Source organism: Gordonia jinhuaensis (assembly GCF_014639795.1).
Lineage (GTDB): Bacteria > Actinomycetota > Actinomycetes > Mycobacteriales > Mycobacteriaceae > Gordonia_B > Gordonia_B jinhuaensis.
The window spans coordinates 15813-28480 of sequence record NZ_BMGC01000006.1 but is presented as its reverse complement, the minus strand read 5'-3'; the positions used below and the strand labels follow the sequence as shown (position 1 = coordinate 28480).

The window sequence follows — 12668 nt, the reverse complement described above, 5'->3', positions numbered from 1 at the left end:
CCTTCAGCCGACGGAGCTGGGGGCGCCCAGGCGGGTCACGCCCGAGGGCGGCAGCCCGGCGGCCGAGGCGAGGACGTCGCAGAAGGCCTCGACATGTGTCGCGAGATCGGGTTCGGTCGCCGTCCAGGAGGCGCGCAGTTCCAGCTGGTGGGCGCGGGGCGGGCCGGCGATGTCGCCGAACCGGACCGACGTGGTGGCGGTGACCGTCCCGCCGAGTGCGGTGACCGGCGAACCGGGTCGCGCGGCGTCGACGCTCTCACCCTGCGCGTCGGTGCCCAGTGCGTCGACCAGCCAGCTCCAGGCCACATCCGGCAGCAACGGGTCGGCGGCCAGCGCGGCCTCCACCTCGGCCTGGATGTAGGCGACCAGACGCAGTGTGCCGTTCCAGGCGTCCTGGCCGTCGGGGTCGTAGAGCAGGATGAGGCGGCCGAATGCGGTGCCGTCCGAGTCGGTGGGCACCTCGTCGGTGTCCGGGCGCACCTCGGCGCCCACCGCATAGCTGTAGGGCGCCAGCCGCTGCGGGGGCCGAATGCTGCCCACCTCGATCTCCGAACGGATCCGGGCAGCGTGCATGGAATCCACCGCACTGCGAAAAGTCGCAGGCTGCGCTGAGGCTCCGGAAGTCGTCACAAGGTCGACGGTATTGAAACTCCGACGAATGCGGTAGGAGGCGCGCCGCATCACGGGGTGTCGTCGCCGCCGGGGACCCGTGAGACCATGGACGCGATGACCAGGGCGCCTCGAACTCAGACTCGATCCACACCTCTCGTCGCTGCCGCGACCGGCGGGCAGACGACACGCAGACCGGTGTGGTTCATGCGGCAGGCGGGCCGTTCACTGCCCGAATACCGCGCCGTGCGCGCCGACCGCGGGATGCTCGAATGCTGCTTCGACACCGAGACGATCGTGGAGCTCACCTTGCAGCCCGTGCGTCGGCACCACGTCGATGCGGCGATCCTGTTCTCCGACATCGTGGTCCCGCTGCGCGCGGCGGGCGTGGGTCTGGAGATCGTCGCCGGCACCGGCCCGGTGATCGCCTCACCGGTGCGCACCCGCGACGACGTCCACGACCTGCCGGCGCTCGACCGGGCCTCGGTCGGTGCCATCGAAGCCGCGGTGACCGAACTGGCACGCGAGCTGAGTGACACCGACGTGGCGTTGATCGGTTTCGCCGGCGCGCCGTTCACCCTGGCCTCCTACCTCATCGAGGGCGGTCCGAGCCGCACGTATCAGCGCACCAAGGCGCTGATGCGCGAGGATCCGTCCACCTGGAACGACCTGATGGGCCGCCTGACCAACATCACCGTGGAGTTCCTGCGCGTGCAGCTCGACGCCGGCGTCGACGCCGTGCAGCTGTTCGACTCGTGGGCGGGCGCGCTGTCGGACGCCGAATACCGCACCTACGTTCTCCCGCATTCGGCGCGGGTGTTCGCCGAGGTGGCCGACTACGGTGCACCGCGGATCCACTTCGGTGTCGGCACCGGTGAGCTGCTGACCGCGATGGCCGACGCCGGACCCGAGGTCCTCGGCGTCGACTGGCGCGTGCCGCTGGCCACCGCGGTGAGCCGGGTCAACCGCCCGGTCGCGCTGCAGGGCAACCTCGACCCCACCGTGTTGTTCGCCGGTGAGACCGTGGTCGACCGGGAGGTGGCGCGGGTGATCGACGATGCCGACGCGGCGATCGCCGCCGGTGCGGTGGGGCATATCTTCAATCTGGGGCACGGCGTGCTCCCGGACACCGACCCCGGTGTCTTGACCCACGTTGTGGAGCTGGTGCATTCGATGTGAGCGGTACCGACCCATCACCGGAGTCCGGGCATAGAGCCCGCGTCGCCGTCGTCGGCGGTGGGGTCTCCGGACTCGTCGCCGCGATGCGCATGCGTGCGAGGTGCGGACGCGATGCGGTGATCGACCTCTACGAGGCGGGCGACGAACTCGGCGGTGTGCTGCACGCGAGGACGCTGGCAGGTCTGCCGGTGGACGTCGGCGCCGAAGCGTTCGTGGTGCGTCGCCCCGAGGTCGCCGATCTGGTCGGCGAACTGGGGCTGTCGCACCATCTGGTCCACCCCACCTCCGCCCGGCCGGCCGTTCTCGCCAGGGGAGGACTGCACCGACTGCCGCGTCCGGCGCTGATGGGCATCCCCGCCGACGCTGAGGCGATCGCCGAGGTGGCAGACGCCGCCGACGTCGAGCGCACCCGATCCGAGCCCACCCGCGGGCTAGCCTGGGATCCCCACACCGACATCTCGGTGGGGCAGCTGGTCGGCGAACGGTTCGGACGATCAGTGGTCACCTGCAGTGTCGACCCGATGCTCGGCGGCGTCTACTCGTCGCTGGCCGACGACATCGGCGTGCGCGCCGCGATACCGGCGCTGGCAGCGGCCCTCGATTCCGGGGCGCCCTCGCTCACCGCGGCGGTGGCGTCGCTGGTCGGCGCCGGAAGTGACGGACCGGTGTTCGGCGCACTCGACGGCGGATACCGCATGCTCGTCGCCGCACTCGAGGCCACCGGCGCTGCACACATCCTGCGCGACACCCCGGTGGCTGCGGTCGCACCCGAACCCACCGGCGCGGTGGTGGTCACCGAATCGGGTGTGGCGGCATCCTATGACGCGGTGATCCTCGCCGTCCCCGCGAACGTCGCGGCGCGACTGGTCGCCGCCACGGTGCCTGGCCTCGCCGACGCGCTGGGCCGGGTCCCGATCGCCGGGTCGGCAGTGGTGGCCATGGCGTGGCCGACAGAGGCCGCACTGCCGGCCAACTCCGGGGTCCTGATCGGCACCGACGAGGACTTCACCGCCAAGGCGTTCACCTTCTCCACCAACAAGTGGGCGCATCTGCGCGACGATGTGCAGGTGGTGCGGGCCTCCTTCGGGCGACTCGGCCAACCCGTCGAGGCCACCGACGACGAACTCGTCGCGACGGCCGTCGCCGATCTCGCGCGCGTCGTGGAGTTGGGTGAGTTCGAATCGGGTGTGCGCACACCGTCGCTGCCGGCCGGCGGTCCGGTGGACGCCCTCGTGCAGCGCTGGCCCAGCGGATTGCCCTCCTACGGTCCCGGTCACCTGCAGCTGGTCGCCGAGATCGAATCGCACCGCCCGGCGCGGATCGGTCTGGCCGGATCGGCGTATGCGGGAGTCGGTGTACCGGCATGTGTCGGGCGGGCGGGACGAACGGCCCGGATCGTTGCGGACGAAATGCGCAGTGGCACCATGGTGTCGTGACCCGCTTGGACTACTCCGAACTCAACTCCACCATCCGCTACCTGATGTTCTCGGTCTTCGCCTACCGGCAGGGAGAACTCGGCGACGAGCGTGACGTGGCCGTCGCGGAGACCGAAGGATTCTTCAAAGGACTGGCCGACCGCGGCGTGGTGGTGCGCGGCACCTACGACGTGTCGGGGATGCGCGCCGACGCGGACTACATGATCTGGTGGCACGCCGAGACCGTCGAGCAGCTGCAGGCCGCCTACGCCGACTTCCGTCGCACCACCCCGCTCGGGCGGGCCAGCACCCCGGTGTGGAGCAATGTCGCGTTGCACCGCCCGGCCGAGTTCAACAAGAGCCACATCCCGGCCTTCCTCGCCGGCGAGGAGCCCGGCGACTACATCTGCGTGTACCCGTTCGTGCGTTCCTACGAGTGGTATCTGCTCCCCGACGCCGAGCGCCGCAAGATGCTCGCCGACCACGGGATGGCCGCCCGCGGCTACAAGGACGTGCGCGCCAACACCGTGGCGTCCTTCGCACTCGGCGACTACGAATGGATCCTCGCCTTCGAGGCGCCCGAGCTCTACCGGATCGTCGACCTGATGCGTGATCTGCGGGCGACCGAGGCGCGCATGCATGTGCGGGAGGAGACGCCGTTCTTCACCGGTCCCCGGGTGTCGGTGGAGGTGATCGTCACCAGCGCTCCCTGAGCGTCAGGGATACACCACTCAGCGACGATGCCCTGGGCGAGACACGGTCTCGCCCAGGGCATCGTCGTCGGAGCAGGGGATCAGTCGTCGGAGCAGGGGATCAGTCGGCGCTGTCAGCGACTCCCGTGTCGGCACCGGCAGCACCCTGTTCCGTTGAGCCGGATCCGGATCCGGATTCGGCCGGTTCGAGTGTCAGGCTGATCGAGTTGATGCAATAGCGCAGATCGGTGGGGGTGTCATAGCCCTCACCCTCGAAGACATGGCCGAGGTGGCTTCCGCAGTTGGCGCACAGCACCTCCACGCGTCGCATACCCAGCGAATTGTCGACCCGCTCGATCACCGCATCGCCGGCCAGTGGTGTGAAGAACGAGGGCCACCCGCAGTGGGAGTGGAACTTCGAATCCGACCGGAACAGTTCGGCATTGCAGGCCCGGCACCGGTAGACGCCCTCGGTCTCGGTGTCGGTGTACTCGCCGGTGTAGGGGCGTTCGGTGCCCGCCTCCCGCAGCACGTGGTATTCCTGCGGGGTGAGCAGCGCGCGCCATCCCTCTTCGGTGGTGGGCAGCGCGGATTCGGTGGCGTCGCTGTCAGCGGTGTCGTTCTCAGCAGTGTCGTTGTCGGCGGCGACGGACTTGTCGGCGGTCATGACTTCACGGTAACCGCGTGTGCGCTCGGATGCTCGTGGCCGCTGGGTCGCCTGCTCAGCGCCCGGATGTCGAGTGCCCGGAACAGCAGCACACAGAACACCGCCACCATCAGCAGCGACCAGCCCCAGGTGACCTTGTTGTACTCCATGGCCCGGCCGAATGCGGCCCACCGGTGCGAGAGCATCGAATCCAGGCTCATGCACCCGTACACGCCCACCCAGGCCGGCCAGTTGCGCATCGTCGATCCGGAGACGAACACCGTCATCAGCAGCGGGAACAGCAGCATCGAGTAGTAGCCCTGCCCGAGGGACGACACCAGGAAGCTGGTGCACAGCAGCACACCCGCGGACGTGGTCATCCACAGCAACTCGTCGCTCTGCCGGTAGTAGCGGTAGAGGAACCACAGACTGAACACGGCCATGAGCACGAAAGCGATCCGCAGCACGTAGAGCAGCCACGGCGCGATGCCGAAGTACAGACCGTTGCCGGCGATCGAGCTGTTGTAGTAGTCGCGCACCTCGGCCAGATAGGGCGTGGTCCGGCGCAGGAACGAGGACGGGTCATTGCTGACCGGCCAGGCGATGAGCGTCAGCAGCAGCGGGATGCCGATGGCGGTGATGAAGACCTTCCACTGCCGGTTGAGCAGCGGCAGCAGCAGCAGGACCGCGAGTACCGGTTTGACCGCCAGGGTGATGCCGATGGGAACGCCGGCCAGCAGATCCCAGCGCTTGCGCATCCACATCAGGAACAACACCTCGCCGAGGAGGACGAAGGCGTTGAAGTTGGTGAACACCAGTGTATGGGTGACGGTCTCGGTGCAGAAGAAGAAGAGCAGGACCGCAGGCAGCACCCAGGAGTCCAGGGGCAGCCCGAAGAGCTTGACCAGCAGCACTGCCGATATCAACAGCACGATCACCGACGCGATGATGAACAGCCATCGTGAGTGTTCGGGGTCGATGTACGCGATCGGCGCCATCAGCAGGGTGCCCGAGGGCGGGTACAGGTAGTGCGGATCGACGGTCGAGTAGTTCTCCGAGTACACCGACTGCCCGCGCAGGAAGTGCAGCGCCGCGTTGTAGACGGGGGTGAAATCGTCGGTACGGTCGCCGTTCACGGCGAGGATCACCGTGCGGTGGGCGATCGTGAGGATCGCCAACGGCCACAAGATCAGCGTGAGGACGCGTCCACCACTCATCGTCGGGTGAAGAACCTTGTCGAGAACCGGCACTCGCGCACAGTACTACGAACCCCAGACCGAGCCGGAACCCGACACCGCTCCGATCAGGAGGGGCAGTCGGTGGTCGTGGGCGCCCGACCGCTCGACAGGTACTGCCCCACGGAGTCCACGGCGCAGTCCGAGCGTGTCGACACGCCGTAGGCGGGCCCGTTCCACCCGATAACGGCGAGTGTGCCCGACGCGTTGGTGATCGTCGCGGCGACCGACGAGACGCCGCCGTTGCCGTTGATCGGATCGCCGGCGCCGTTGAGCACCACCACCGGCACGTCGAACCCGGTCGGGGCGGGCGGCTTCGGGGCAGCGGGCCAGCCACTGCACCGCAGCAGTGACATCGCCGAGATCCCCGCCATCCGATACTGCCCGGTCAGCGACGCGATCAGCGTGGCGGCCTCATTGCGCCCCGGCGGCGAGGACGCATCGTTGCAGGTCGACACCTGCTGCCCGTCGGTGGCCCGCAACTCCCGTCCGGTGACCACCGCGGCGGCCAGCGCCCCGGTCGATCCTGATGCGGCCTGACTGATCATCGTCGACACGGCCGTGATCAGGTCGGTGCGCTGTGTCGGGCCCGTGGCGATCGCGGTGGTGATCGCCGTGAGCACGTCGATGTCGCTGAGCGAACCGAGACCGCCGGTTCCCGCGCGTCCGATCAGTGCCGCGATCGCCGCCGCCGGGTCTGACCCCAGTGAGCAGGTGACGGCCCGGCACTGGTCGGAGAACGCGCGCAGCGCCGCATCCACACCCGTCACCCGTGCGGTCGTCGCGTCGGCTGCGGTCGCAGCGTAGGGGACAGGGGTGTCGAGAACGAGGCGGCCCAGGTGCGTGCGATGGTTCGCCGCATAGGCCAGGGCCACATCCGACCCCTCGCCGATCGAGAGCAGTCCGATCCGGTTCATGCCCAGACGCGTGCGCAGCACCTCGATGTCGGTCGCCGCGTTCTCGGCGGTGTAGGCCAGTTGCAGCGGACTGATCTGATCCGAACAGGTCGAGAACGCCGATGCCGCTCGGGTGCTGAGTGAGTCCTGGCGTGCCGCAGAGGCCCCGACCTCGCCCGGCGGGTTCAGCGCGTCGGTCCACAGGGCCGTGCGCTGGGTGCGCGTGAGGCAGTCGAGCGCGTCGCTGCCCCCGATACCCCGGCGGTCGATCGCGATCACCGGATGCTCGCCGAGCAGACGTTTGCCCGAGCCGCCGACGAACGACATCAGCGTCGCCGAGGAGGCCATGTCGGTGCCCGAGGTCAGAACGATCGGCGCCGCATCTGCCGGCGTCGACGACACCGCGGCCCGCACCAGCCCGACCCGCACGCGGTCCACCGCCGAGCGGTCCGGCAGCGCCGGCGCCAGGATCGACGCACAACCGAGCTCGACGCCGGGGGTCCGGGCGAATGGGTAGGTGCTGCGCAGTTCTGCCGTGCAGTCGCGCCAGTCCAGCCGCGACGTCGGCGGGTCGAGTTGGGGGACGCTGGAGGTGTGCGGTGCCGCACTCACGCCATCGTTCCCGCCGTCGTCGCGCAACACCAGACCGGGGCCGGGGTCGGGTCCGATGGCGCAACCCGCCGCGACAGCGATCACCGCACACAAGGTCGCCACGATCGAGAGGCGTGAGCGAGCAGACCGTCGACGTGATGAGGTCAGCGGCGCGCGTGGCATACCGATGAGGTTAACGAGTCCGTCAGTTCTGCCTGCGCACCCAGCGGGTGAAGAGGTAACCGTCGTCGTCGGCGAGTACGTGCGCGCGGCGCATCCCGTGCAGCGCTCCCTCGGTGCTGGAGGTGGTGATCCGTCCGCCGTCGCCTCCGACGAGGGCGGGGCTCACGGTCAGGCACAACTCGTCGAGGAGATTCTCGTCGATCAGTCGGCCCAGCAACGTCGGTCCGCCCTCGCACAGCACACGCGGTCGGCCGATGGAGGCGAGATGATCCAGGGCGCGCGGCAACTCGACCGTCGACTCGCCGCAGTCCACGAGTGTGGCGCCCGCAGCGGTCAGCGCGTTCCTCGGTTGTACCGGCGCGGACCGGCAGGTGAGGATGACGGTGGTGGGTGCGATCACCGCAGGGTGGTCGAGGGGCAGATGCAGTGAACTGCTCAGGATCGCGAGCAGAGGAATCGGCTCCTGTCCGGCGGCCGCACGGTGTTTGGTGAACTTCTTGGACTTCTTCGTCGGCCCGTAGTCCTCAGCGATCACCGTGCCCGACCCCACCAGGACGGCGTCGGCCAGTCCGCGCAGCACGCGAAAGACGTCGTGATCACCGTCGCCACCGAGGGCTCCGGAGGTGCCGCGCACCGCGGCCGCGCCGTCGACGGAGGAGATCATGTTGCCGCGCACCCACGCACGCGGCCGTTTCGCACCGGTCACATTGTCGGGGTAGGCGTATGCGGCGATCAGATCTTTCGTGTCGAGTGTGACCTGGGTCGCTTTCTGCAGCGCGTACATCAGACCATTCTGTCGCGGTCGATAGTCTCTGGCCATGACCGACCGCCTGAGTGACCGCAACCCGCAGGTCGCTCCGCAGACATTGATCGACGAGATGGTTCCGCCGGCATCGTTCGACGGGGTGTCCTTCGACACCTACATCCCTGATCCGCAGCATCCGTCCCAGGCGCAGGCGGTCGCGACCTGTCGCGATTTCGTCGCCCGTGCCGCGAAGGTGCGCGCCGGCAAACGGAATCTACTGGGTCGCAAGCAGACCACCAACGGTATCGGCGTCTACCTCGACGGCGGCTTCGGCGTCGGCAAGACACACCTGTTGACCTCGGTCTACAACGCGATGCCCGAGCCGAAGTCGTTCGCGACGTTCGTGGAGCTGACGCATGTGGTCGGCGCACTGGGCTTCTCCAAGGCCGTCGACGAACTCGGCGACCGGTCGGTGCTGTGTATCGACGAGTTCGAACTCGACGATCCCGGCGACACGATGCTGGTGTCGCGGATGCTCAGTGAGCTCACCGCGCGCGGGGTGTCGATCGCCGCCACGTCCAACACGCTGCCCGGCCAGCTCGGCGAGGGGCGGTTCGCCGCCCAGGACTTCCTCCGGGAGATCCGCAAACTCGGATCGCTGTTCGAGACGATCCGGGTGGACGGCCCCGACTATCGCCACCGCGATCTCCCGCCGGCCCCCGCGCCGACGAGCGACGAGGAGCTGCGCGAGATCGCCGAGTCGACGCCGGGCGCCACCCTCGACGATTTCGACGCGCTCTGCGAGCACCTGGGGAAGTTGCACCCGTCGAAGTACAAGCAGCTGGTCGCCGGGGTGACGTTGGTCTGCCTGTCCGATGTGCATGCGGCCGACAACCAGTCGGTGGCGTTGCGTCTGGTGGTGCTCGCCGACCGGCTCTACGACGCCGGGATCCCGGTGGTGGTCTCCGGCGGCAAGCTCGACGAGATCTTCACCGACGAAATGCTCGCCGGCGGTTACCGTAAGAAGTACCTGCGCGCCACGTCGCGACTGCTCGCGCTGTCGCGGTTCGCCGACTCCAGCGACAGCTGAGGACAGCGCACAACAGCGCACCTCGTCGGCACCACCCGGTCTCTTTCAGGTGCCGGGTCAGGGTAGACGTCCGGTCAGAGCAGGCGCCGGGTCATCACGTAGTCGTGTTCGGTGCGGTTGCCCACCCGGAACGTCTTCGTCCCGGCGATGTCGAAGCCCATCTTGCGGTAGAAGCGCTGCGCGCGGACATTCTCCTGATTCACCCCGAGCCACGCCAGCGCCGACCCGTGGCCGGCCGCGAGGTCGAGTGCGGCGGCCATGAGCGCAGCCGAGACCCCGCCGCCGTGCCTGTCGGGCAGGACATACATCTTGGAGATCTCGGTGGCCGGTTCGGTGACCACCGAGAGCACATCGGGATCACGTGGCCGGGCGTACACCACCAGCGAGTAGCCGACGATCGCCGTCGAGTCGTCACGCGCAATGAGCACTTCCCGGTCATCGGCTGCGAGGTAGTCGGCGAATCGCTGCGCAGACAACGTGGAGTCGATGAACGCGGCGATGTCGGCCGGTGCCGACGACGGCGGGCAGGCCAGCGGGAAGGTCACCGCCGCGACCGCTGCCAGTTCGGTGGCGTCGGCCGGGTCGCGGGTGATGCTGACCGTGACTTCCCGCGCACTGACTGCGGCCATCGGTGTGTCGGGTCGGGCCGGCTCGGTCGAGGAGTCTGCCGGTGGCGGAACGCTGGTCACAGACCGAGCGTACGAGCCCCGTCGAGATACATGCCCAGCTGGTCGTGCTTGTCCAGCAGCGGCGGGATCTGCTCGACCCAGCCGTTGAGCGTGGCCATCCCGCCCACCGGATGAGCCCCGGCGGTCACGAAGTCGACCATCGCGCGGCGGATGTGGTTGGGATCGGTGACGATCAGCGAACTCGTGGCCCCCAGTGTGCGCATCAGCGATGTGGAGTACAGGGCATTGCCGACGGTCGATCCGGCGCGGGTCTCCGCGTGCACCCGGGAGGCCGGCAGTCCTCGGCCGACCAGCCAGCTCTTCATCGCCGCTGCCTCGGTGATGCCGTTCTGGGGATTGCCGCCGGTGACGATCACCGGCGAGCCGGGCGCGGCCAGTGCCTGCAGATAGCCGGTCGACAGACGCCCGATCAGATCGTCACGCATCGCGCCGTTGGGCAGCAGGCCGTAGCCCAGGATCACGATCGCGGTCTGCGGTCCGACCAGTCCGGGAAGTGGATTGGGGATTGACAGGGCTGAACTCGTGACCGCGCCGAGCATCACGTCCACACCGCTGCGCAATCCGCCGTCGATGGCCGAGAGCCGGTTGAGTGAGTCGGCCTTGGTGACGAGGTCGAGGTTGTAGTCGGCGACGACTGCCCGCAACGCCAGTGCGTCGGCATTGCGCGGCTGCGCTGCGACGAGGCCGTTGAGGGTGTTCTCGGCCGCGCCCGCGTTGTCGTTAACGAACTGATTCCACGCTGTGTCGTAGGCCGAGGCGGCCGAGGCCACCGGTGTCGCGCCGATCGTCAATCCGACGGCGGCCAGTGCGGCGAGCATCAGCACCGAGACCCGCGTGGCGATCGTCGAGCGCGTGCGTGGTCCGGCGGCGTACACGGTCATCGGTGGGTTCCCCTCGTCGGCGACTGGTGGTGCGGTGACAGATGCCCGTGAGAGAGTCTAAGGACCGACACGCTGTTACGGAAGTGAATTCTGGGGTTCCTGATAACAAAGATTCGTGCAGTCGTGATGTGGGGTGACCCGAATGTGCTGCTTAGCCGCCGCATGGGTCACCTGTAGATCACGGTGCCAGGGTTCGCGCGAAGCCCCGAAATCCCGGGGGATGAAGTGATGAACACCACAGCGGTCACCAGTCGGCGCGGATCAGATCCGCGCACTTCTCGGCCATGGTCATCACCGTGATGTTCGGGTTCACCACGGGCAGTTTCGGCATGGCCGACGCGTCGACCACGCGCAGACCCCGCACCCCTTTGACCCGCAGCGCCGGGTCGAGCACGGCCATCGGGTCGGCGACCGAACCCATCTGCGCGGTGCCGGCGGGGTGGTACACGGTGTTGTGGGTCTTGTGCATGTAGTCGATGAGATCGTCGTCGGTCACCGCATCCGGACCCGGTGCCAGTTCGCGGGCCACCCACTCCCGCAACGGGTGCTGGGCTGCGATATCGCGTGCGAGCCGCAGCCCGGCGAGCATCACCGACTCGTCATGCCCCTCGGGGTCGGTGAAGTAGCGCGGATCGACCCGCGCGCGATCGCGGAAATCGCGTGAGCGCAGCCGCACGGTCCCTCGTGATCGTCCCTGCGTGACATTGGGGGTGAGGCAGAAGCCGTTGTCGGTCGTCGGATATCCCCACCGCAGCGTGTTCATGTCGAACGGGACGCTGCCGTAGTGCATCATCAGGTCGGAGTGGTCCAGCCCCGCCTCGGTGGTCGCGAACAGCCCGATCTCCCACCATTGCGTCGACTCGGTGACCATCGGTCGCGATGCCTCCCAGAACACCAGCCCTTCCACGTGGTCGTCGAGGTTCTCACCCACGCCGGCTGCGTCGACACGTACCGGCACCCCCATCTCGGCGAGATGGGCGCCCGGGCCGATTCCGCTGAGCATCAACAACTTCGGTGTATCGATCGCGCCGGCGGTCACGATCACCTCGCGGTCGGCGGTGGCGATGTCGAATCCGGTGAGGTCGGGTCGCTGATAGCGGATTCCGGTGGCGCGCATCGTGTCGTCGATGAGTATCTCGCTGATCCAGCTGTCGGTGAGGACGGTGAGGTTGGGCCGTGTCCCGAGGATCGGATGCAGATAGGCGTGCGAGGACGACATGCGGATGCCGTTCTCGTCGGCGTTGATCTGCAGCCACCCCGCGCCGTTGGGTTCCCAGTCGCCGCGGTTGAAGTCGACCGTCGGCAGTCCGAGCGCGGCCGCGGCCTCGAGCACGGCCGCACCGCACGGGTCGACGGGTCCGACGTCACGGATGCGTACCGGGCCACTGTGTCCATGCGGGTAGCCCTGATAGGAGCCGTGCGCGGTGTTGTTCTCCACCCGCGACACATACGGCAGCACACCCTCGGGCCCCCACCCGGTTGCTCCTGCGGCTTCCCAGTCCTTGAGCCCCTGCGCCAACGGCCAGAACGCGATACATGAATTGTGCGAGGAGCATCCGCCGAGCACCTTCGCACGCGCATGGCGCAGGAAGCTGTTGCCCCGCTCCTGCGGCTCCACGGGATAGTCCCAGTCGTAGCCGGAGTCGAGCAGGTGCATCCATTCGCTGAGCACCAGGATGTTGTCGTCACCCACATCGCTGGGCCCGGCCTCGACGAGGCAGACCGTGACGTCGGGGTCCTCGGAGAGCCGGGAGGCCAGCACGCAGCCTGCGGTGCCGCCGCCGGCGATGACGAAATCGTAGGTCTTCTCCACGGTG

Annotated in this window: 12 protein-coding genes; 4 read left to right on the top strand and 8 right to left on the bottom strand. The window is 68.3% G+C overall.

Annotated features, from left to right (window positions below):
* Nucleotides 1-3 precede the first annotated feature (3 nt).
* Nucleotides 4-630: a DUF3000 domain-containing protein gene (locus tag IEW22_RS06045; RefSeq protein ID WP_188585710.1), complete on the bottom strand. Its 627-nt coding sequence runs from the start codon at nucleotides 628-630 to the stop codon at nucleotides 4-6.
* A 96-nt stretch (nucleotides 631-726) separates the two neighbouring features.
* On the opposite strand from IEW22_RS06045, the gene hemE reads away from it, so the two are divergent.
* Genes hemE through hemQ form a run of 3 tightly spaced genes read left to right on the top strand, consistent with a single transcriptional unit; the run spans nucleotide 727 to nucleotide 3916 of the window.
* Nucleotides 727-1788 (top strand): uroporphyrinogen decarboxylase, encoded by a 1062-nt coding sequence (gene hemE, locus IEW22_RS06040; protein ID WP_188585709.1) that lies wholly within the window; start codon nucleotides 727-729, stop codon nucleotides 1786-1788.
* Complete coding sequence (gene hemG / locus IEW22_RS06035) at nucleotides 1785-3224, top strand: protoporphyrinogen oxidase (RefSeq protein WP_188585708.1); 1440 nt, start codon at nucleotides 1785-1787, stop codon at nucleotides 3222-3224. The genes hemE and hemG overlap by 4 nt, the downstream gene beginning before the upstream one ends.
* Nucleotides 3221-3916, top strand: a complete 696-nt coding sequence (hemQ, locus tag IEW22_RS06030) for a hydrogen peroxide-dependent heme synthase (protein ID WP_188585707.1) — start codon at nucleotides 3221-3223, stop codon at nucleotides 3914-3916. Before hemG ends, hemQ begins: the two co-directional genes overlap by 4 nt.
* 100 nt (nucleotides 3917-4016) lie before the next feature.
* Here hemQ and msrB read toward each other — a convergent pair whose 3' ends face one another.
* From msrB to IEW22_RS06010, 4 genes are read right to left on the bottom strand one after another with little or no spacing between them, the layout of a single operon-like run.
* Nucleotides 4017-4562: a peptide-methionine (R)-S-oxide reductase MsrB gene (gene msrB / locus IEW22_RS06025; protein WP_188585706.1), complete on the bottom strand. Its 546-nt coding sequence runs from the start codon at nucleotides 4560-4562 to the stop codon at nucleotides 4017-4019.
* Nucleotides 4559-5791, bottom strand: coding sequence for a glycosyltransferase family 87 protein (locus tag IEW22_RS06020; RefSeq protein WP_188585705.1), 1233 nt, complete (start codon nucleotides 5789-5791; stop codon nucleotides 4559-4561). Before IEW22_RS06020 ends, msrB begins: the two co-directional genes overlap by 4 nt.
* A 53-nt stretch (nucleotides 5792-5844) precedes the next feature.
* Nucleotides 5845-7446, bottom strand: coding sequence for an alpha/beta hydrolase (locus IEW22_RS06015; RefSeq protein ID WP_188585704.1), 1602 nt, complete (start codon nucleotides 7444-7446; stop codon nucleotides 5845-5847).
* Nucleotides 7447-7468: 22 nt separating this feature from the next.
* The gene (locus tag IEW22_RS06010) at nucleotides 7469-8230 is read right to left on the bottom strand and encodes a pyrimidine reductase family protein (RefSeq protein ID WP_188585703.1); all 762 of its coding nucleotides are present in this window, start codon (nucleotides 8228-8230) and stop codon (nucleotides 7469-7471) included.
* Between the two features lie 34 nt (nucleotides 8231-8264).
* Here IEW22_RS06010 and zapE point away from each other — a divergent pair, with 34 nt between their 5' ends.
* Entirely contained in the window at nucleotides 8265-9281 is a 1017-nt protein-coding gene (zapE, locus tag IEW22_RS06005) for a cell division protein ZapE (protein WP_188585702.1), read from the top strand.
* 74 nt (nucleotides 9282-9355) lie between these two features.
* Here the strand turns inward: zapE and IEW22_RS06000 are convergent, their stop codons facing one another.
* The 3 genes from IEW22_RS06000 to IEW22_RS05990 form a co-directional block, all read right to left on the bottom strand.
* Nucleotides 9356-9970: a GNAT family N-acetyltransferase gene (locus IEW22_RS06000; protein ID WP_373284136.1), complete on the bottom strand. Its 615-nt coding sequence runs from the start codon at nucleotides 9968-9970 to the stop codon at nucleotides 9356-9358.
* Nucleotides 9967-10851 carry a YdcF family protein gene (locus IEW22_RS05995; RefSeq protein ID WP_229742220.1) on the bottom strand — a complete coding sequence of 295 codons (885 nt, stop codon included), beginning with the start codon at nucleotides 10849-10851 and terminating at the stop codon, nucleotides 9967-9969. The genes IEW22_RS06000 and IEW22_RS05995 overlap by 4 nt, the downstream gene beginning before the upstream one ends.
* A gap of 244 nt (nucleotides 10852-11095) precedes the next feature.
* The gene (locus IEW22_RS05990) at nucleotides 11096-12664 is read right to left on the bottom strand and encodes a GMC family oxidoreductase (RefSeq protein WP_188585701.1); all 1569 of its coding nucleotides are present in this window, start codon (nucleotides 12662-12664) and stop codon (nucleotides 11096-11098) included.
* Nucleotides 12665-12668: the final 4 nt, after the last annotated feature.